This window comes from Pasteuria ramosa (genome assembly GCF_056496785.1).
The window spans coordinates 848,843-870,762 of record NZ_CP143099.1 but is presented as its reverse complement, the minus strand read 5'-3'; the positions used below and the strand labels follow the sequence as shown (position 1 = coordinate 870,762).

Here is a 21,920-nt window from a genome sequence, read left to right as displayed (position 1 = left end):
GTTTTATAATTTTTATCTTGAATTTGTACTTCATAATATAAAAATAAAAAACCTGAAAGGATTTGATCTATTATGTTTAAACATACAATGAAAAAAATTATAGCGGGTTTAATCTGTATTTCTACTATATCTATAGGAACTCTTGTTGCTAATACAAATACACAAGCATGCCATACCACATCTAATACTTGTACCACTAATAATGGTTGCTGTAATAATGCTTGTGTTAATACTAACTGCTATAACAATGGTTGTGCTAATAATGGTTGCTATAACAATGGTTGTGCTAATAATGGTTGCTATAACAATGGTTGTGCTAATAACAGCTGCTATAACAATGGTTGCTATAACAATGGTTGCTATAACAATGGTTGCTATAACAATGGTTACTATAGCAATGGTTACTATAATAATGGTTACTATAATAATGGTTACTATAATAACGGAAGATTCTACTATTAAAATAACAGAAGATATGACAATGATTTCTATTATAACAGATACGAAAATAACTACTCCGAATATAGTTACAACGGTAACTACTAGAAAATAATAACCCTATAAATATAGTTGTTGTATAACAAATAAACCCCATTTATCTTAGTTTTAAATCAAAACATTATATCGAATACCTTATGGTTTTATAATTTTTATCTTGAATTTGTACTTCATAATATAAAAATAAAAAACCTGAAAGGATTTGATCTATTATGTTTAAACATACAATGAAAAAAATTATAGCGGGTTTAATCTGTATTTCTACTATATCTATAGGAACTCTTGTTGCTAATACAAATACACAAGCATGCCATACCACATCTAATACTTGTGTTAATAATAATGGTTGCTGTAATAATGGTTGCTATAACAATGGTTGTTCTAATAATGGTTGCTATAACAATGGTTGTGCTAATAATGGTTGCTATAATAATGGTTGCTATAATAATGGTTGCTATAATAATGGTTGCTATAATAATGGAAGATATAACTATTACAATAACGGAAGATACAACTATTACAATAACGGAAGATACAACTATTACAATAATGGAAGATATGACAATTATTTCTATTATAACAGATACGAAAATAACTACTCCGAATATATTTACAATGGTAACTACTAGAAAATAATAACCCTATAAATATAGTTGTTGTATAACAAATAAAACCCATTTATCTTAGTTTTAAATCAAAACATTATATCGAATACCTTATGGTTTTATAATTTTTATCTTGAATTTATACTTCATAATATAAAAATAAAAACCCTGAAAGGATTTGATCTATTATGTTTAAACATACAATGAAAAAATTATAGCGGGTTTAATCTGTATTGCTACTATATCTATAGGAACTCTTGTTGCTAATACAAATACACAAGCATGCCATACCACATCTAATACTTGTACCACTAATAACTATAATAAGAATTGCTGTAATCAAGGTTGCACTAATAATAGTAGAAATAGATATAAACAATGTAATTCTAAATAGAGAAATTATAATCATGGTAAATATAAAGATTGCTAAAAAATAATTATTATAGGCAATATTTTATTGATATAAAAATACTATGTTGATAAAATACATTTATATATTATATAAAATTTTTATCTTTATTGTGTATAGTTGCATTTATACGATATCATTACTTTCATAACTTAATTATAGTCTATATTATCTCGTGTTTTGAATTATAAAATATAAATTAAATATAAGTATCGGTATATAAAAATAACCTGGAAACTTAGGGTTATTTTTTTGTTTTCCAGTTTATATGCATGAAAATATCAAATTCAAGTAATAACTGTACTTGCCAAAAAAAATAGGCCATAATTTTTGATTTTCAAAAATTAACTTAAAAAGTTTATTATAATCTAAGTTTGAACATTATTTGTTTATACAAAAGATCGTTTTTATTTTTAGATTAATTTAGCATCCTTATGTTTAATTACTCTAAAAAGAGAATTTATATATTTGTATTTTTATAATAAATTTAATTATATTTATAAATGGTCAAAAAACAAATCTAGCTTTTTTAGTTTTTTTACCATATCTATCCTTTTTAATTGTATTTGCAGATTTAGGCTACCTCTTTAAATTGATAACAGTAGGACCTTAGTGCTGCTCTTAATCCTTTTTTGGCACGTGATAAAATAAGCTTCACAGATATATGCGTAGGAACATCTAAATATGATATTACCTCTTTAAGGGATGAAATTAATATATCAATCATATCTTCTATTCGATCAGCTTCTTTTTTAGCCTGATATTTACGTAATCCCTTTAGGAGATTACCATTACCTGTATGTATACAATACATTGCTACAAACATTTGTAAAATTAAGTATCTATCTAAAGATTTGATGGATCTGACTTGGTATCCTTGTAAAGCAAGATAATTTTTAGCTGTTCTAAAATAGGTTTCGATTTCCCATCTTTTCGAATAATAATTTAGAATTTCTTCATTACTTAGCTCCATATCTGTGCAAATAAAAGCTTTTGCTTTAGATATATCTTGACCTTCCTTAAGACAAATAAGGACAACTGCATTGTCAATAAAATTAAGATTACCTTCATATCTATAAACACGATACTTTTGTTTTTTAATGGTAACAACTTTTGTATCTTTATTTTTTATAAAATTTAAAAACATTTTTATTTGATTTTTAATGCCTAAAGGACAAATAACAATATCGATTCTTAATGCACCTATAAAATGAAATCCTTTTTTTAAGCTTGTTTCGATGATCTTTTTTGAAATATACCAAGAATCTACACAAACATATGCTTTGTGATCTGGCTCAGGAGCACTAGATATGATATCGCAAGCAGTATCCATTTTATTACTTTCTGTTTTATTAGCACGTTTAACTTCTATAGGATAGCTTAAACCATCTGTATGTAACATAGCTTGAACAATAGAATGACCATATACACTTCTTTTATCTAGATTAGAATAATGATAACCCGCTGCTTGCATAGGGTGTTCAGCTAATGATGATGGCTTTGTCTTATGGCATACTGTATCGTCAATTATAAGAAAGTAAGGTTTATTTTTTCTCTTAGCTTGATGGATAACTTCTTCATAAGAAACATTTTTAATGGCGTCACTAAGTATTTTTTCATCCCATTTTGAATTAGTCATCATATGGCTTATCGTTTGTCGGCACCTGTTATAAAAGCTTTTTTTATGAATATCTGACAAAGTTCCGTTAAAGTTTTGTGACAACATACCATCAATAATTTGCAAAATATGATTAAAAACAGATGAAGTAAATTGGGATATTAACCCCAATTTACGAAAAAATTTGACCAAATGAGATTTATTTGTTAACCTACAATTAATAGACATTCGCTATCCCCCTGTTGTGTGTTTGCTTAACACTTACATTCTACACAGGTGATAGAGGAATGTCTATTTTTGTTTGTAAAATATTAAAATGTAATATATTGTAAACTTTGGAAATATAATAAAATTTTATTATTTTTATTAATAATTTACATTTTTTTGCTTTTTTTGCATGTACAGTAATAAAAATAATAATAAAATAAAAACACATTTTTTAATTTTTTTTATTATTATTCCATGTCTTTTTATTTGTTTATTTTTTCGAATATGTTCAGAAATACTTATATACAAAATTAGCAAAAACGCTTGGTATTTATTGCAATGTTTAAATTTTTACTAAAAAACTTAAAATTAAAAAGTAATAGATTTTATGTTTTTTTAATATATAAACACTAATACTTTCGTTATACATATACATTATTAATAATTTTAAATTTATTTTAAAAAATTAATGGGAATTCTGTTATTTATAATATATTTAGATTAAAATGAAAATAATATTTATTTTTTATATTTTAATACTATTTATGTAATAAAAAGGTAGACATTATCATATATTTTAGTGCTTTAGATTCTAAAATGCTCTTAAAAGGGTTTTTATGCATCTTTGATATAATTATTTAATATTGTTTATATTTTAATAAAAAACATCTTTAATATAAAGATGTTTTTTTATTCTTTTATTCTTTTATTCTTTTCGATTCACAATATAGCTTTAATGTGAAGATATCGCTCATGTTATGGAGACGAAAGATTTTCTTTGGGTAAAATCAACATCCTTGTAATAGACTTCTTTCACAAAAGAATTTGGACCTGTACAACGAGCTTGCTTACAAAAACAATGGTATTGAGCAATTTTTTTGCTCATTAATAAACGTTCAAAAATATGTAGTATAGATTCCTGTGTCCACTCCCCTAAAGATATGGGTTTTCCAAAGTCTGTTATACGCACAGCTCCATCGAAAAGGTTAATATTTAATCTATTACGCCCATCGGGATCTTGTCTGACAGTCGTATTTGGTGTGTCATGTAGCTTTAGCCATAATTCTTGATCTCTTATATCTTCGCTACAAGGAAAAATGGGAAGTGTGCCAAATAATAACCATATGTTATGTCTGCGTTTGTTTAATAGTTCAAGTACTGTATCTCGATATATATTTTTTGTTAACAAATCAGCATCTTTAGCAAAATCACTAGGATATAAAGGATGTATTTCATGACGCAAGCAACCAAGATCATCAATCTGCTGATGCAAGTTAATTAAGTTTTCTCTTGTCAAAGGACTAACAAAGGTTTCGGCTGATATAAAACAGCCTTGTTGAGCCAAGTTATAAATATTTGTTTGTAATAAATTCCATATTTTTTTTTGTTGATACCTAATATGATCATCACTTATTTTTTTTAAATTAGAAAAAACTAATTTACCAAATGATATTTCATCCCAAGCATTGTATGATATGTGTAAAATGTCAATGTCGGATATCAAATCATCTTGATATCTACTCGCAGGTAACGTAAGATTAGTATTAACTTGGGTATATAGTCCTCTTTTTTTAGCATATCTCAATAAAGGTTTTATTACTTTATTAATTGTTTCGACTGATAATAAAGGTTCTCCACCTGTCAAACTAATCGTTTCTAATGTCTCAATTTCATCTAACTTACGAAATAGTTGATCTAATCTTGCTACTAAAGGTTCTTCTTGATACAAAAGGGATTCTCCCACAGCACAATGTGCACAACGCAAATTACATCGCTGTGTAACGGTAACTTCAATACTCGTTAAAACGTGTTTTGTATATTTAGCACGTGTTAAGAAAGGATCCCATGGATCAAAAGAAGAACTAATTTTTTTTAATGTCCTTGTATTTTCAAGCATTAGATCCTCCTTAATTTATAGTATCATTATTTTACCATCTGTTATGATCTTTGTCTTTCCGATAATTGAGTTGCATAAAAAATTATTTGTCTTTGATAGTTAATTTTATTTTTTATACATAAAGATACAAAAAGACGATTAATATACTTGATATTTTTACAAAAATAAATTTTATAAACTTAAAGGAGTAGGATATTTTGCTAGGAAACCATATTGTCGATTGGTTTTGGCTATATTTACCATTCTGGTTTGGTCTAATCATATTTTTAGGTATCGGTGGTAAATTCATGTTTCGTAAATTTTTAAAATCTTTGCCTATGAAAGACGGTCACTCATTGATAGATAGAGAGATAGACATAATTAAACAAACGCAACATTTATGGCATGACGATGAAAAAGAATTATTGGAAAAACTTATTATGCCCGTACCCAAACCATTTCGTCCTGCAGCCAAACAAACGATCATGGGTTGCATAGGAAAGCTAGCCTTGGCAAAAGAAGTGAAAAAAATTGATAAATCGTTGTTAATAGAGGGATATATTATCGCTACGCCTCGTCGAGATCAGTGGTTTTTAAAGCGAACTTTAGTACGTATGGGAATTGATATCCAGCTTTATAAACATCTATTTAAACATTGATGCTCTGTAATAGCAAAAATGATTGGACTGAAAATACAGAAACGCTTGTATCTAGGGACTAGGTATCGTAAGATGGTGTAAGGTCGCGGGAGGAAGTGGGCGTACGGAATTTATGCACCGGCGGCAATCCATTTTATGTAAGCATTACTTTATATGGAACACAGCCTTCCCGACGTTGAATTCAAGGAGGATATGTTTGTGAAAGACCTAAATACTTTTGAGAAAGACCAATTTGTTGGTAGCAGAGGCCGTGATCGTGACGGTTTGTCCGGAGAAGGAAAACGTCCAAATAACAATGTTGTAAAACAAAAAGATGTCGAAGGAAAAGTAAAATGGTTCAATGCCGAAAAAGGTTATGGCTTCATTGAACCAGGTACTGGTAACGACGTATTTGTTCATTACACAGAAATCAATAGTGAAGGTTTCAGAACTTTAGAAGAGGGCGAACCTGTTATGTTTGATATCGTAGAAGGTGAGCGCGGTCCTCAAGCAGCAAATGTAAGAAGAAAGCGTCAAGGTTAGTTTAGATTTTAAAAAACTCCAGGAACAAACTTATCCTGGAGTTTTTTTATGTTTATTTAGATCTAAGATGAGTAATAAACTCGTATTTAATTTATCAATATATTCTGTGATTTATTCGCAAAACAAAATATTTGTACGCAATCGTATTTAAAAAAACAATCATCACCAACTCAATTGCATAAAATCTCAAATTGGTGATCTATAACATATATATGTAATATAGAGGTAGTTAGTTCTAATGAACATATGACCGAACTAAATCACGAGAGCGCTTATTCAGCTTACCTTCTTGCATCATTTTCACCTTAAGCATCTCGATCAAATAAATACCCATCATCTGCATGATTTCTTCGTCACTCATTTCAGCGATTAGCTTCATGACATGATCACGCGTATGTTCTTCCAAAAGACTCAATACAACAGCGCACGCTGCCTCTTCATCATGGAGTTGTTCTCGATATAGTGTATAAATACAATCAACGAACCGCACGCCACTTCCTCCCTTGGAAAATCACCCGCTTATTATTGCATCCACGCTGGCATTATTGTATCACAAATCGCTCACCCAGCTCATCTTGCTTTTGTATAATTGACGAAGTTTCCTCAAATTATGGTAACATCTAAATATGATGACGCATATTTTATCGCAATATATAGTGGTTTGAAAATTAATTTTTATATAATCTGGTTTATATGCAAAGGGGGTGTATCTTAAGCAATGCGCGATCCCGTAATCATTCTGGGTCAGTTGATCAACAAGAACGAAGAATACCAGTTTCGCCGTTTATATCGCTTATTATATAACCCGAAATGGTACAGGATTGCTTGGGCACGCTTACAAGCGTCTAATTATCCAATATTGAAATATAGCCTTTATAATAATGATCATGTTTCAAAAAGATGCTTGTCATTGATGATACAACCATCACATGCAGATATTGACCACCTAATTAGCGTTTTACGCCAAAAAAAATATAAACCGCACAAAATGATTTGGGAAGAGTTACCATTGCCCAAATTACGTGGAAAACACCGCCATAAACGAAAACTTATACCTAAGGCAATATATAAACTGCGTTGGGAAGATTTATTGCTTCAAGAGGTCGTACGTTCGATCTTAGAGGCATGTTATGAACCTAACATGCTAGAGTGCTCCCATGCATTTAGAGGCCGTTTAGGATGTCATACAGCACTTGGACAAATTCAAGCAAAATTTACAAATGTCGTCTGGTTTTTGACATGTAAAAAACCAATCCTTTGCCATTTAGATCATATAGTAATGTTATCAATTTTACAAAAAAAAATCGATGATCAATCTTTGTTAAAATTAATAAGAAAAATGTTAAAAGCTAATTATTTAATAGCATGGTACTATCCCCAGACAGGTTATCACAATACCGCCAAAGGTAGCATTATTGGCCCGTTATTAGCCAATATTTATTTAAATGAGTTAGATCTTTGGATGAGAAGATTTCAAGAACACTACGCTAAACAACAACATAAAAAACTTGTATACGTACGTCATGGAGAAGAATGGTTAGCTGGCTTAAGAGGAAATAAAAATGATGCTATCTATTTTAAGGAAAAATTGCTCATCTTTTTAACAGAAACACTTAAACTACCTATTACATCTGAGGATATCACAATTCAACATGCTATTAAAAAGATACGCTTTTTAGGCTACGATATCTCTGTCCCTAAACATCCGCATAAACCTTATGATCCTTGTCGTCTATCTTTGCCTCATACTGTTTGGGCAGCAAAGTTATTCAAATTAGAAGCTATTAAAATAAATCCCAGCACAAAATTATGGAAAATATTACATCGGCCTTATCTAGTATCAAAAGATGATTATACAATTTTGCAATCCTATAACACTGAAATAGAAACAATATATAACTATTATCGCCTAGCTCATAATGTAAGCAATTTACACCGTTTTGGTTATATTATGAAAATAAGCTTTTATAAAACAATGGCCAGTAAATACAAGTCAAATGTTCGTTTAATGGCCGAAAAATACCGCATAGATGACAAACCTGGCATCCTTTACGAAACACCCCAAGGGATCAAAGAACTCCTATTTTATAACGGCGGTTTTCGTCAACAACGTTTTGATTGGAAAAAGGTGGTGGAAAAAGATTAATTCACTACCTTTAATGTTTTTTGAACTTGCCTGTAAATATTAATATAGCCAATTATTAATGATTTAATTTAAAAAAATAGACATTATAATTGATTTTAGTGCTTTCAATTAGGTGCTTAAACTCTATTTAGATTAAGTTTTCGAGCAAGCTAGTAGTTATGAAAAATAATTTAATAAAAAAATAATTGGCAAACTAAAAAATAAACCAAATAAAATTCAAATATTTATTTTTTCATAAAAAAAGCGATAAATGATATAAATCTATTCTCTTATTTAACGGAAATAAATTTATTAATAGTTTATTTTATCATTTAATAACATCTCCGCTTTTATTTCTATATATTTTGTCCCTAAACCATCTTTATTTATTCCATATACTATTTTTGTTTATTCCATATACTATTTTTGTTTATTCCATATACTATTTTTGTTTATTCCATATACTATTTTTGTTTATTCCATATACTATTTTTGTTTATTCCATATACTATTTTTGTTTATTCCATATACTATTTTTGTTTATTCCATATACTATTTTTGTTTATTCCATATATTATTTTTGTTTATTTTGTTTACTGTGATGAAATTTATGGATTGATTTATATTCTTTTTTTATATAGAAATTTTTATATAGAGTTTATTTATATTTTTTTGCCAGATTTTTTGATTGATCTGTTTTAGATTTGTTTATTTTTTGTTTTATGCCTTTTAAATAATAACCTATTATATATAAAGAAGGAAAAGTGAGAATGTCTATACTACATAATTACAAGCAAACCAAGTCTCTTGATCCTCAATTGTCTAACTATCCAAATCATATATATCGAAAAGTTTTACAGAAAAAATTCAATATATGGGATACTCAAAGTAATCCCAAGCGTATGGTAGCATATTATCCCGGCTGGTCCACGTATAAAAAGCGTAAAGATATTGTTGATCTTAATCCAAAATGCCTAACACATATAATATATGCCTTCGCTACAATCATCGAAGGAAAGGTAAAACCTATGGACGCATACATGGAAACAGAATATCCTTTTGATCCGGATAAGAAAAAAAATTTTAAAGGTAACTACGGTCAATTAGCTCTTTTGAAGAAAAGTCATCCTAATTTAAAAGTGGTAATATCCGTAGGAGCGTGGACCAATGAGAAGGGATTCACTATAGCTGCATCCTCAGAGGAAAATCGTGAGCATTTCGCTAAAAGTGTTGTAAAGTTTTTAAATAAGTGGTCAATGTTTGATGGTATTGATCTAGATTGGGAATATCCCGTAAAAAGTAGCCAAGGCGGCGGACCTAAGGATAAAAAAAATTACACGCTATTATTAGGAAAAATACGCCAGCATTTGAATATGCAAAATAGGTCTTATTCTTTAAGCATTGCTTTAGGGGCTAATAAAGAACATATGAAAAATGTTGAAATGCAAAAAATTGCCAATATTCTCGATTGGATAACAATTATGACATATGACTATAAAGGACCCTGGGATACAAATAATGGACATAATACACCTTTATATGCCGATCCAAATTCCCCTTATTATCCATATATGAAAAGAGAAAATGTATCTTCCAGCATAAAAAGAGCTTTGGCTGCAGGAGTACCTGCAGCCAAAATAAATATGGGTATTGCTTTTTATGGACGGGGCTGGAATCACTGCCCAAAAGTCCGTAATGGAGAATATCAAAATTGTCCAGATATCCCTAACAGGAAGCAGCAAGGCGCTTTTAATTATACCGAAATTGATAAATTGCTTAAAAGTGGTTATATAAAAAAATATTTCAATCAAAAAGCCATGGTACCTTTTGCTTGGAATGAGAAGAATGGCCTGTTTATTTCTTTTGATGATCCAGAATCATTAACAGCTAAAGCAAAATTTGCGAAAAACTATAATTTAGGCGGTTTAGCAATTTGGACTATTAGAAATGATCGTACAGGAAAATTATTAAAAGCACTATGTAAGATTTGGTAGTAAAAGTTATTTAGCTCCAAAATCATCAATAATAGCATAAAATAAACTGTATCAATATGCGTCTGTATAAACTATTCGACCGTAACACTTTTAGCCAAATTTCGTGGTTGATCAACATCGTTACCTCTTAACAAGCAGGAATGATAAGCTAACCATTGTAACGGTAGTACGGCCAAGATAGGTGCTAACCAAGGATTGCTTTTAGGTAAAACAATCATATTTTCTGGTTTAACAATCCCTGATATTAAAGATTCAGCCTCTGGTATGATGACAGCAAAAACCATTGCTCCTCTGGTCATTGTTTCTCTAATATTAACCATCATTTTCATTTTCACCTTAGGCTGTGTAAGTAAAGCAAAAACCGGCAAACCTTCTTCTAAAAGCGCTAAACTGCCATGTTTAAGCTCGCCAGCAGGATATGATGATGCATGTATATAAGCTAGTTCTTTAAGCTTAAGCGCACCTTCAGAAGATAAATATACATCAAGTCCTCTGCCTAAAAAGAAGCAGGTTTTAACGTTTGTTAAACGTATAGCCCATTCTTTAACTACACCATTAGTTTGTTGTAAAACATAAGCAACTTGATCAGGAAAATTATGCAACATCTCTAAGGAAAGTCCCGTTTTTTTTGTGGCTGATCGATGTTCTGACCATGACATGATCACAAGCATCAGCGAAATTAATTGTGCTGTATAAGCTTTGGTTGAAGCAACAGCTATTTCTGGACCAGCATGTGTTAATAAAACTTCATCTGCTTCTCGAGCAATACTTGACTCTGCAACATTGGTGATAGCTAAAACATGACCGCCTTTACTTTTAGCTAAACGCATAGCCGCCAATGTATCAGCAGTTTCACCTGATTGACTAATTGCGATGACACATGTCTGATTAGTAATTAAAGGATCGTACAATGCATATTCCGAAGCGATATAAGCTCGGGAAGGTAAATGTAATATTTGTTCGCAAAATGTTTGACCATATAAACAGGAATGATAAGCGGTACCACATCCGATTAAATGAACATTATCCCATTGTTTACCATGGGCAAATTTTGTAGAAAGTTCGTTTGTAAGATCAATCTTATTTTTAAAAAGTCGCTCTTTTAAGGTATTTCGTATAGATTCAGGCTGCTCGTATAATTCCTTATGCATAAAATGTGGATGGTCCCCTTTGTCAGCTGCTTTTGTGGACCAAGAAATCGTATTTGTTTTCCTCAGGATAATTTTACGATCGAATAAACCATATAAAGCTATTTTATCAGGTCTTACATCAATCATTTCGTTATCCTCAAGAACTTGAATATGCTTGGTATGAGGTAACAATGCCGGTATATCAGAAGCTAACCAATGTTCGTTTTCACCTATACCGACAATTAACGGACTCTTACAACGTACAGCTATTACGCGCTGTGGTTCGTTTTCTGTGATAACAACAAAAGCATAAGATCCTTTAAGATAGCTTGCTGCTTTGGAAACGGTTTCTAAAAAATCATTGCACAAATTATCGATTAACAAATAAACGATAATTTCTGTATCCGTTTCAGAGGAAAAAGTATAGCCTTTTTTAATTAATTTTTGACGTAACTCATCTTCATTTTCTAAAACACCGTTATGCACAACAGCAATACGCTGATCTTTATCCAATTGAGGATGCGCGTTTTCCCAAGATGGTTTGCCATGTGTAGCCCATCTTGTATGACCGATACCACAAGTTCCTTGAAGAGGATTTTGCTGCAAAGAATCACTAAGATTATTAAGCTTGCCCTTCACACGAGAAAAATGTATCCTATGACCATCGTGTATGGCCATACCAGCCGAGTCATAACCTCGATATTCTAAGCATTTCAAACCGTTCCATAATAATTTCTGCGCATCAGCGTAACCTACATATGCATAAATACCACACATATAAACTACCGACCTCCTTATGTGTATTTAATCACGTTTTTTTTGCTAGAAGCCGTTTTAATGTACATGTTAACTGCTCCATACAAACAGTTGCTTCCTTATCAGATGATGCTTCGATCATAAGACGCAACAAAGGCTCTGTACCTGAAGGACGTATTAATAAACGGCCTTTATGAGCTAGTTGTTGTTCAATATTTTTTACACATGCGATAAACAAAGGATCGTCGTGCCAAACTTTTTTATCAATCGATAAGGGCAAAGGTAAATTAACCATTTTTTGTACACGCATCTCAATCTGAGAGCAAAGCTCGCGTAAAGTCTGCTTATGTTCAACAATAGCACGCAAAAATTGCAAACTAGTTAATAATCCATCACCATTTAAAGCACAGTTGGCAAAAATAATATGCCCTGACGGCTCACCCCCCAAACTATAACCTTTCTCAATCATAAGTGCTGAAACGTTACGGTCACCGACGCCAGTAATCTCGGTCTTTATCTTTTGTTTATTTAACCAATCAATGACCCCTCTATTACTCATAACCGTTAAAACAACTGTATCGCCAGTTAGTTGTCTTTTATGGGCTAAAACAGAGGCACATATCGCAATTATAATATCACCATCAACAATATTACCTGCATCGTCAATAGCTATTAAACGATCACCATCGCCATCTAAAGCTAAGCCTAAATCGGCTTGTGTTTGTTTAACCATTTGTTGTATTTTTTTAGGATGTGTTGAACCAATATTGTCATTTATATTAATACCATTTGGTGAAACGCCAAGTGGTATTACTTCAGCACCACACATTTCTAATAATTTGGGACCGATATGACTAGCAGATCCATTAGCCGCATCTAAAACAATCCGCCAATTTCGTAGGTTGACTGGACATAAATTATATATATGCTCTAGATATAGGCCATTAATATTTTTATTGAATACACGACCAATTTGACTACCCGTTGGTTGATTAAGCTTATATCCGGAATCTTTCATTGCTTGGGAAATTATCTCTTCTGATTTATTGGATAATTTACCACCTCTAGCGTCAAAAACTTTTAAGCCATTATCAAAAAAGGGATTATGTGAAGCAGATAACATAAATCCACCTGCCGCTTGAAAATAATTGCTAGCAAAAGCAACAGCTGGTGTGGTTGTTACACCTAATTTAAAAACATTACCGCCTACAGATAAAATGCCTGCGATTAATGCATGTTCAAACAACGGACCTGACCATCTGGTGTCGCAACCGATAACAAAAGATGGTATTTTAACGGTCTTTGTTTTTTGTTGTTCCTCAGCTAAATATTGCGTCACAATCTGTGCAAAACGAAAAATAAAATCAGGTGTTAAATCTTTATTGGCTATACCTCGTACACCATCAGTACCAAAATTAATTATCATCACACCACTTTCGTTCACCAAACTTTATGGTAAAATTTTCACTCTGACATAATTATCTAATACTAATCTTACGCGCTTATCTTCGATATTAATGACAACTGGTACGTCATGCGTACCAACGCCTAAATTAGAAATATTAGCACTAGCTACGATTTTTTTAGTATCTAAATTTTTTAATACTGACGGTGAACCACTTACGATAACAGGTATCCGTGCAACCGCACGATTATTAATGAAGAAATTACTAGCTAATTTACCTATAGGATTACCTACAAGATTGACATCAAGATTATGAATTGTTTTCTGCTTGGATTTGACAATTTTAACTTCTACCTTAGTCATATTTGGTGACAAATGAATGTCTGTATCATTTGACGAAAGAACAATAGGTAAAAATAAAGGGGTATCTTCACGCATCGAACTCGCATCAATATCTATGGTGAATTCATTTGGTAAATTAAAAAATTTATCTTTAGATGCATATGCTGTCACATTTTGAACACTTGAAATAACTTTATCAACCGCAAACTCAGGCATCGGTAATTTGGTAATATTAATTTTTAAAGGCATAGTTTGACCAGGAACATTTAAGCGAAATTCAACATTAACCGTAGATGGATTTAGATCTAGATCATCTATGACTTTACCGTTACCATCTAATGGATAAAGTTGCACTTCCTGATGTAAAATTAACTGCTGTTCATCATTAAAACTTCTTTCCGTATATGGAAAAAGCACCTCTGCTTTGATCATCGATACTTTATTAACATCAGACTCTGATCCCGTGATCATCACTTTATCAGAAGGTTTTATCTCGTTACTTAAAACTTCATAATCCTGAGGTAATTGTAAAATATCAGGCCTTATATTAAGCGTTTTACTAATTTTTTTCTCTAACAGGACATAGATAAGATTCGGATTTGCCTTTTCGACCGTAATCCCGCCAGGGAAAGAAGGATGTAAAATAACAGCAGACTGTTGACCTGATCGATCTGCTAAAAAAATTTTCGCTTCTAAATTATTTTCTAAATAAGAAACACTTTGATCATTTTTTTTATCTATGAATAAATAAAAATCAACTTTATTATTTGAAAGATATTTTAAACGGAATTGTTGTTGATTATAAATAGGCTTTACATTTAAGGAAACTTTTTCAGAAATCCTTTCTCTATTTTGCAAAGGTGATTTACTTGAATTAAAAACCCAAAAAACGATAGAAATTAATAAGGCCATAATCCAACTACCCCAAACATTTTTTAACAAACGTTCAATCAATCCTGCCTCATTCTCCTTTCTTGCTATAATCATGTACCTAATTAATTCTTAAAATATAAGTTCTTAAAAAAATATAAGCCCTGAAAATAGTACTCAGTTTTTATGATCTAAAATAGAGTATATTAACACGGGCTATTTTTATTATCGTATAAAAATTTATATATAAATTTCATTTATCTTCATGGTTTCTATCTTTATATAGCTTTATTTTTTTTATAAATTTGAATTTTTTTAAAAGAAAAACCTTGAATTTATGATTTTTTCTTTTGAATTGTAAAAATTGAAACTTGCCTGCAGGTTGGGAAACCAGCATATTATAAAGCTTACTACGTAGTTTTTCTTCATCAAGATCGCGGTATAAATTACCGTGAATAGCCAAAGATATAGCTCCTGTCTCTTCAGAAACAATAACAACAATAGCATCAGAAACTTCGGATAATCCTAGCCCAGCACGATGTCTTGTACCCATTGTCTTATCCAAATTCATGCTTTTTGACAAAGGTAAGTAACATCCAACAGCCACTAAAGTATGGCCTCTTAAAATAGCAGCACCATCATGTAAAGGCGTGGTCGGGATAAAAATAGTATGTAAGAGTTCGGGACTAATACTCCCATTAATTGAAACACCGGTTTCAACATAGTCACTTAAACCAGTTTTACACTCAATAGCCATCAAAGCACCTATACGCTTTTCAGCCATACGAGCAGTAGCTTGGACAATAAAACGCACAATTTTAGCATCCAAGTTGTCATCATTCAATGGATCTAACCAGCCCAAAATACCTGTTTGTCCTAAACGCCCTAAACCACGACGTATTTCGGGTTGGAAAATAACAAAAACAATAACCGTTACAAAAGAAAAAATATGTTGCACAAAAATTTTCAAAGTATCTAAACCAAAAATATCACTTACATAAAAAATCAAACTAACCAAAAGAATGCCCTTCAATAGCTCAATTGCACGTGTTCCACGCAACATAAAACGAAAAAAATAGAAAAAAGCTAAAGTCGTAATACCTATATCTAATACAATTTGACCATAAAAAAAGATTTTGCTATAAGAAAACCAATCCCAACTCCAAGACATTGGGAGGAATAACATAGAATTCCCCCATATATTTCATCCTTATTTATAGAATAGAAAAAAGATCTTAAGCAAAAAAATGTCCTTTTTATTCTCTTAAAATCAAGAAAAAAAGAACATATACTTTCCTACATTAAAAACAAAAACAAAAAGCGGAAGACGGGATTCGAACCCGCGACCCTCGCCTTGGCAAGGCGATGCTCTACCACTGAGCCACTTCCGCATAAAATAAGAACTGAGGAGGGAGGGTTTGAACCTCCGTATCACGGGATCAAAACCCGTTGCCTTACCACTTGGCTACTCCCCAAAACACGAGAGTTTAAAAAAAGTCAAAAATATGGAGGGAGTAGGATTCGAACCTACGAAGGCAGAGCCAACGGATTTACAGTCCGCCCCATTTAGCCACTTTGGTATCCCTCCAAGTACAAAAAGCAAAATATAAAAACCGGGCCGCATAAGCTTCCAACCAGGTTCGAACTGGTGACCTCTTCCTTACCATGGAAGCGCTCTACCTAACTGAGCTATGGAAGCATGGCTCCTCAAGCAGGACTCGAACCTGCAACCTGCCGGTTAACAGCCGGACGCTCTACCAATTGAGCTATTGAGGAATATATGTTGCCCTCATCAACTGAATACAGAAAGTAAGTGAAATTAACTTAAATATCAGGTCAAGCCCTCGTACAATTCGTATCTGTCAGCTTCACGTCTCACGACGCTTTCACATCAGACCGATCAACCTCGTATTCTCCAAGGTGTCTTACCCGCTTTGCTGCGGCGGGAGGCCTAATCTTAGGGCAGGCTTCGCGCTTAGATGCTTTCAGCGCTTCTCCTATCATGCTTAGCTACCCTGCTGTGCTCCTGGCGAAGCAACAGGTACACCATTGGCATGCCCATTCCGGTCCTCTCGTACTAGGAACAGACCCCTGCAAGCCTCCTACGCCCGCGGCAGATAGGGACCGAACTGTCTCACGACGTTCTGAACCCAGCTCGCGTACCGCTTTAATGGGCGAACAGCCCAACCCTTGGGACCTCCTTCAGCCCCAGGATGCGATGAGCCGACATCGAGGTGCCAAACCTCCCCGCCGATGTGAACTCTCGGGGGAGATTAGCCTGTTATCCCCGGGGTAGCTTTTATCCGTTGCGCGATGGCCCTTCCACTCGGTACCACCGGATCACTAAGTCCGACTTTCGTCCCTGCTTGACATGTACGTCTCGCAGTCAGGCTCTCTTATGCCTTTGCACTCATTAGCACGATTTCCATCCGCGCTGAGAGAACCTTTGAACGCCTCCGTTACCTTTTGGGAGGCGACCGCCCCAGTCAAACTGCCCACCTGGCACTTTCCTGTATCCCGTCTAGGAATATCAGTGAGAACCAACAACGTACAAGGGTGGTATCCCACGGTTATCTCCACACATGCTAGCGCATATGTTTCACTGATTCCCACCTATCCTGTACATGCACGCCATCAGCTCAATACCAAGCTGCAGTAAAGCTCCACGGGGTCTTTCCGTCTTGCCGCGGGTCGTCTGCATCTTCACAGACATTGCAATTTCACCGGGTCGCTTGTTGAGACACTGTCCAGATCGTTACGCCTTTCGTGCAGGTCGGAATTTACCCGACAAGGAATTTCGCTACCTTAGGACCGTTACGGTTACGGCCGCCGTTTACTGGGGCTTCGGTTCTGAGCGCCAACTCTTCCCCTTTACCTTCCAGCACCGGGCAGGCGTCAGCCCCTATACTTCGCCTTTCGGCTTTGCAGAGACCTGTGTTTTTGGTAAACAGTCGCCTGGACCTCTTCACTGCGGCTCCTCTCCTTTTATAGAAAGGAGCACCCCTTCTCCCGAAGTTACGGGGCTATGTTGCCGAGTTCCTTAACAAACGTTCTCCCGCTCACCTTTAGATACTCTCCTTGCCCACCTGTGTCGGTTTACGGTACGGGCGCTTACACACTCCTAGAGGCTTTTCTTGGCAGCACGATCTTCTGCTCTTCCGGGTTTCAACCCGTCCTCATCACGGCTCCCTCATCGCATAGGGGGATTTCCCTCCCTACACTCGCTTGCCGCTTGAACGCGCACTTCCATCCGCGCGCCACAGTCAACCACCTGCGTCTCCCCTTCGTTTTAACGCGTGTAACCGGTACAGGAATATAAACCTGTTGTCCATCGCCTACGCTCTTACGCCTCGGCTTAGGCCCCGACTAACCCTGGGTGGTTAATCCTTCCCCAGGAACCCTTAGGCTTTCGGTGGAGGGGATTCTAACCCCTCTTTTGCTACTCATACCGGCATTCTCACTTCTGTGTACTCCACCTCACTTCTCAGTTCGGCTTCTTTGCAACACAGAACGCTCCCCTACCACATTATTTACATAATATCCATAGCTTCGGTGCACAGCTTAGCCCCGTTACATTTTCGGCGCAAATCCACTCGACCAGTGAGCTGTTACGCACTCCTTCCATGATGGCTGCTTCCAAGCCAACATCCTGGCTGTCTTCGCAAATTCACTTCCTTCACCACTTAGCTGTGACTTTGGGACCTTAGCTGATGGTCTGGGCTGTTTCCCTCTTGACCATGTACCTTAGCGCACACAGTCTCACTCCACAGCTTTCTCTATAGGCATTCGTAGTTTAGTTGCACTTGGTAACCCTCGCGGGCCCCTCGCGCATCCAGAGCTCTACCTCCTATTGAGCAACACTGCAGGCTGACCCTAAAGCCATTTCGGGGAGAACCAGCTATCACCGGGTTCGATTGGCATTTCACCCCTACCCACACCTCATCCCAGGGTTTTGCAACACCCTTGGGTTCGGACCTCCATAGCGTCTTACCGCCACTTCATCCTGGACATGGGTAGCTCACCCGGCTTCGGGTCGTAAACAACATACTATGCGCCCTTAATCGACTCGCTTTCGCTTCGGCTCCGGTCCTTAGCAGACCTTAACCTTGCATGCTACTTACACTCGCCGGTTCCTTCTTCAAAAGGCACGCCGTCACTCGCTGATGGATAAATCCACCACAAGCTCCGACCGTCCGTTAAGCACACGGTTTCAGGTTCTCTTTCACTCCCCTTTTGGGGTGCTTTTCACCTTTCCCTCACGGTACTACTTCACTATCGGTAGTCAAGCGTGTTTAGCCTTGGGAGGTGGTCCTCCCTGCTTCCGTCTCGGTTTCTCGTGCCAAGACGTACTCAGGATCACATCCAGATCGTTCATGTTCCATTTCGGCTACAGGGCTTTCACCTTCTCTGGCAGGCCTTCCCAGGTCCACTTCTCCTATGGAACTACAACAACCTTATTGAATATGTCCTACAACCCCATATGCATTCACATATGGTTTGGGCCCTTTCCCTTTCGATCGCCTCTACTCAGAAAATCGCACTTGCTTTCTTCTACTCGGGGTACTGAGATGTTTCACTTCCCCCGCTTGCCTCTCATACAACCTACTCACTTCGGTATATGAGTACCTGTGCTCCTCACAGGTGGGTTTCCCCATTCGGATACCCCCGGATCACAGCCTGCTTGCGGCTCCCCGGGGCATTTCGGTGTTAGCCCCGTCCTTCATAGGCACTTGACTCCTAGGCTTCCTCCGTGTGCCCTTATTCGCTTGACCTGTTTTTACAGAAAATTTCACTTAATCTCTATTCAGTTGGCAAGGTACACATATTGGTGGAGCTAAGCGGGATCGAACCGCTGACCTCCTGCTTGCAAGGCAGGCGCTCTCCCATCTGAGCTATAGCCCCCAATCAATAAAAAACAACAATTAAAGAGATCAATACAAGACACAAAAACAACCAATCCCTAAAGAGATAGAATTGAATTTGAGTAAGTATTCCCTCACAACCGAAGAGCAGAACAGTAAATGTAAATTATCACATATAACTCCAGAAAGGAGGTGATCCATCCCCACCTTCCGGTAGGGATACCTTGTTACGACTTCACCCCAATCGCGAGCCCTACCTTCGGCAGCTGGGTCCCGGTAAACCGGGTTCCCTCACCGACTTCGGGTATGACCCACTCTCGTGGTGTGACGGGCGGTGTGTACAAGGCCCGGGAACGTATTCACCGCGGCATGCTGATCCGCGATTACTAGCGATTCCTACTTCACGCAGGCGAGTTGCAGCCTGCGATCCGAACTGAGACCGCTTTTCTGAGATTGGCTCCACCTCGCGGTTTCGCTTCCCTCTGTAACGGCCATTGTAGCACGTGTGTAGCCCAGGACATAAGGGGCATGATGATTTGACGTCATCCCCGCCTTCCTCCGGCTTTCGCCGGCTGTTTCTCCAAAGTGCCCATCATTACATGCTGGCAACCGAAGATAAGGGTTGCGCTCGTTGCGGGACTGAACCCAACATCTCACGACACGAGCTGACGACAACCATGCACCACCTGTCACCGCTGTCCCCGAAGGGCCCAGATCTTCTCAGACCTGTTCAGCGGGATGTCAAGCCCTGGTAAGGTTCTTCGCGTTGCGTCGAATTAAACCACATGCTCCACCGCTTGTGCGGGCCCCCGTCAATTCCTTTGAGTTTCAGCCTTGCGACCGTACTCCCCAGGCGGAGTGCTTAATGGGTTTCCTTCGGCACAAAGATGCTTAGCATCCCTACACCTAGCACTCATCGTTTACCGCGTGGACTACCAGGGTATCTAATCCTGTTTGCTACCCACGCCTTCGCGCCTCAGCGTCAGTGATAGTCCAGGAAGCCGCCTTCGCCACCGGTGTTCCTTCTGATATCTACGCATTCCACCGCTACACCAGAAATTCCGCTTCCCTCTACTACACTCAAAGACCTACTGTTTCGGACGCTTACACAGGTTGAGCCTATGCCTTTCACGCCCGACTGATAAGCCCGCCTACACGCCCTTTACGCCCAATTATTCCGGACAACGCTCGCCCCCTACGTATTACCGCGGCTGCTGGCACGTAGTTAGCCGGGGCTTTCTTCATCGGTACCGTCATTTCTTCTTCCCGATGGACAGAGCTTTACAACCCAAAGGCCGTCTTCGCTCACGCGGCGTCGCTCCGTCAGGCTTTCGCCCATTGCGGAAAATTCCCTACTGCTGCCTCCCGTAGGAGTCTGGGCCGTGTCTCAGTCCCAGTGTGACCGTCCACCCTCTCAGGCCGGTTACGCATCGTAGCCTTGGTGAGCCATTACCCCACCAACTAGCTAATGCGCCGCGGGCCCTTCCAAAAACAGTGCAAAGCACCTTTCCCTCTCTAGCCATGCGACCAAAGAGGCTTATCCGGTATTGACCCTCGTTTCCAAGGGTGATCCCCGTCTTTTGGGTAGGTTGCCCACGTGTTACTCACCCGTCCGCCGCTCGCCACTCATAAATGAGCGCGCGCTCGACTTGCATGTAGTAGGCACGCCGCCAGCGTTCGTCCTGAGCCAGGATCAAACTCGTCATGATAACTACAAAACTTAAAACAATCGCGCTTGATACTTGCTATAAAACAAGTTATCAACACTTTCGTGATAATTTACAAAAACACTGCTCTTCGGTTGTCAAGGAACACATATAACCAGTCTAAACTTTTTTAAAAAATCTTCTTTCGGAATGATTCAATAGAATCGAATGAATGAAATTCATCTGATAAACCATATCAACCATACTTTGCCAAGTATAAAGCATCTTAACCTGCGTTGTCAACAGCCAATTTCATCTTTTTTTCAAAAGATCCTAACGACCATCTGCCCAGCAATCTAACAAGTAATCTATCCAAATCACTTTAGATGCATGTGC

The 21,920-nt window shown here is 36.4% G+C and carries 13 protein-coding genes, 6 tRNA genes and 2 rRNA genes; 6 read left to right on the top strand and 15 right to left on the bottom strand.

Going from position 1 to position 21,920, the window contains the following annotated elements; translation table 11 throughout:
• The first annotated feature begins 145 nt into the window (after positions 1-145).
• Together VS182_RS03880 and VS182_RS03875 are read left to right on the top strand one after the other, a co-directional pair.
• A complete protein-coding gene (locus VS182_RS03880) occupies positions 146-553 on the top strand; it encodes a hypothetical protein (RefSeq protein WP_479492768.1) in 408 nt (135 codons plus the stop codon).
• Positions 554-783: 230 nt separating this feature from the next.
• Positions 784-1,134: a hypothetical protein gene (locus VS182_RS03875; RefSeq protein ID WP_479492767.1), complete on the top strand. Its 351-nt coding sequence runs from the start codon at positions 784-786 to the stop codon at positions 1,132-1,134.
• A 952-nt stretch (positions 1,135-2,086) separates the two neighbouring features.
• Here VS182_RS03875 and VS182_RS03870 read toward each other — a convergent pair.
• Together VS182_RS03870 and yfkAB are read right to left on the bottom strand one after the other, a co-directional pair.
• Complete coding sequence (locus VS182_RS03870; RefSeq protein ID WP_479492766.1) at positions 2,087-3,358, bottom strand: IS701 family transposase; 1,272 nt, start codon at positions 3,356-3,358, stop codon at positions 2,087-2,089.
• Positions 3,359-4,088: 730 nt separating this feature from the next.
• Positions 4,089-5,234, bottom strand: a complete 1,146-nt coding sequence (gene yfkAB, locus VS182_RS03865; protein ID WP_479483885.1) for a radical SAM/CxCxxxxC motif protein YfkAB — start codon at positions 5,232-5,234, stop codon at positions 4,089-4,091.
• A gap of 197 nt (positions 5,235-5,431) precedes the next feature.
• Here yfkAB and VS182_RS03860 point away from each other — a divergent pair, with 197 nt between their 5' ends.
• Together VS182_RS03860 and VS182_RS03855 are read left to right on the top strand one after the other, a co-directional pair.
• Positions 5,432-5,872: a DUF2621 family protein gene (locus VS182_RS03860; RefSeq protein WP_479488903.1), complete on the top strand. Its 441-nt coding sequence runs from the start codon at positions 5,432-5,434 to the stop codon at positions 5,870-5,872.
• Between the two features lie 363 nt (positions 5,873-6,235).
• Positions 6,236-6,394 (top strand): cold shock domain-containing protein, encoded by a 159-nt coding sequence (locus VS182_RS03855; protein WP_479492787.1) that lies wholly within the window; start codon positions 6,236-6,238, stop codon positions 6,392-6,394.
• Positions 6,395-6,629: 235 nt separating this feature from the next.
• Here VS182_RS03855 and VS182_RS03850 read toward each other — a convergent pair whose 3' ends face one another.
• Positions 6,630-6,884, bottom strand: coding sequence for a DUF6154 family protein (locus VS182_RS03850; protein WP_479483883.1), 255 nt, complete (start codon positions 6,882-6,884; stop codon positions 6,630-6,632).
• 228 nt (positions 6,885-7,112) lie between these two features.
• Here VS182_RS03850 and VS182_RS03845 point away from each other — a divergent pair, with 228 nt between their 5' ends.
• The gene (locus VS182_RS03845) at positions 7,113-8,540 is read left to right on the top strand and encodes a reverse transcriptase/maturase family protein (protein ID WP_479488902.1); all 1,428 of its coding nucleotides are present in this window, start codon (positions 7,113-7,115) and stop codon (positions 8,538-8,540) included.
• A 749-nt stretch (positions 8,541-9,289) separates the two neighbouring features.
• On the top strand, positions 9,290-10,513 hold the full coding sequence (locus VS182_RS03840) for a glycoside hydrolase family 18 protein (protein ID WP_479483881.1): 1,224 nt from the start codon (positions 9,290-9,292) through the stop codon (positions 10,511-10,513).
• A 71-nt stretch (positions 10,514-10,584) separates the two neighbouring features.
• Here the strand turns inward: VS182_RS03840 and glmS are convergent, their stop codons facing one another.
• From glmS to VS182_RS03780, 12 genes are all read right to left on the bottom strand, one after another.
• Positions 10,585-12,420, bottom strand: coding sequence for a glutamine--fructose-6-phosphate transaminase (isomerizing) (glmS, locus tag VS182_RS03835; protein ID WP_479492765.1), 1,836 nt, complete (start codon positions 12,418-12,420; stop codon positions 10,585-10,587).
• Positions 12,421-12,451: 31 nt separating this feature from the next.
• Entirely contained in the window at positions 12,452-13,843 is a 1,392-nt protein-coding gene (gene glmM / locus VS182_RS03830; protein WP_479492764.1) for a phosphoglucosamine mutase, read from the bottom strand.
• 6 nt (positions 13,844-13,849) lie between these two features.
• Positions 13,850-15,133: a CdaR family protein gene (locus VS182_RS03825; RefSeq protein WP_479483878.1), complete on the bottom strand. Its 1,284-nt coding sequence runs from the start codon at positions 15,131-15,133 to the stop codon at positions 13,850-13,852.
• A gap of 136 nt (positions 15,134-15,269) precedes the next feature.
• Positions 15,270-16,202 carry a diadenylate cyclase CdaA gene (gene cdaA, locus VS182_RS03820; RefSeq protein WP_479483877.1) on the bottom strand — a complete coding sequence of 311 codons (933 nt, stop codon included), beginning with the start codon at positions 16,200-16,202 and terminating at the stop codon, positions 15,270-15,272.
• Positions 16,203-16,335: 133 nt separating this feature from the next.
• Positions 16,336-16,407 (bottom strand) — tRNA-Gly (locus tag VS182_RS03815).
• Positions 16,408-16,419: 12 nt separating this feature from the next.
• A tRNA-Gln gene (locus VS182_RS03810) sits at positions 16,420-16,491 on the bottom strand.
• Positions 16,492-16,522: 31 nt separating this feature from the next.
• A tRNA-Tyr gene (locus VS182_RS03805) sits at positions 16,523-16,604 on the bottom strand.
• Between the two features lie 37 nt (positions 16,605-16,641).
• Positions 16,642-16,715, bottom strand: a tRNA-Thr gene (locus VS182_RS03800).
• Position 16,716: 1 nt separating this feature from the next.
• Positions 16,717-16,792, bottom strand: a tRNA-Asn gene (locus VS182_RS03795).
• 56 nt (positions 16,793-16,848) lie between these two features.
• A 23S ribosomal RNA gene (locus VS182_RS03790) occupies positions 16,849-19,788 on the bottom strand.
• 54 nt (positions 19,789-19,842) lie between these two features.
• Positions 19,843-19,918 (bottom strand) — tRNA-Ala (locus VS182_RS03785).
• A 145-nt stretch (positions 19,919-20,063) separates the two neighbouring features.
• Positions 20,064-21,587: ribosomal RNA gene (locus VS182_RS03780) — 16S ribosomal RNA — on the bottom strand.
• The 16S and 23S rRNA genes sit together here with 6 tRNA genes alongside, the layout of an rRNA operon.
• Positions 21,588-21,920 lie beyond the last annotated feature (333 nt).

Coding starts and splice junctions, on each gene's coding strand:
- yfkAB (WP_479483885.1), bottom strand. CDS start 5,234: ATGCTTGAAAATACAAGGACATTAAAAAAAATTAGTTCTTCTTTTGAT.
- VS182_RS03840 (WP_479483881.1), top strand. CDS start 9,290: ATGTCTATACTACATAATTACAAGCAAACCAAGTCTCTTGATCCTCAA.
- VS182_RS03845 (WP_479488902.1), top strand. CDS start 7,113: ATGCGCGATCCCGTAATCATTCTGGGTCAGTTGATCAACAAGAACGAA.
- VS182_RS03825 (WP_479483878.1), bottom strand. CDS start 15,133: ATGATTATAGCAAGAAAGGAGAATGAGGCAGGATTGATTGAACGTTTG.
- cdaA (WP_479483877.1), bottom strand. CDS start 16,202: ATGTTATTCCTCCCAATGTCTTGGAGTTGGGATTGGTTTTCTTATAGC.
- VS182_RS03870 (WP_479492766.1), bottom strand. CDS start 3,358: ATGTCTATTAATTGTAGGTTAACAAATAAATCTCATTTGGTCAAATTT.
- glmS (WP_479492765.1), bottom strand. CDS start 12,420: ATGTGTGGTATTTATGCATATGTAGGTTACGCTGATGCGCAGAAATTA.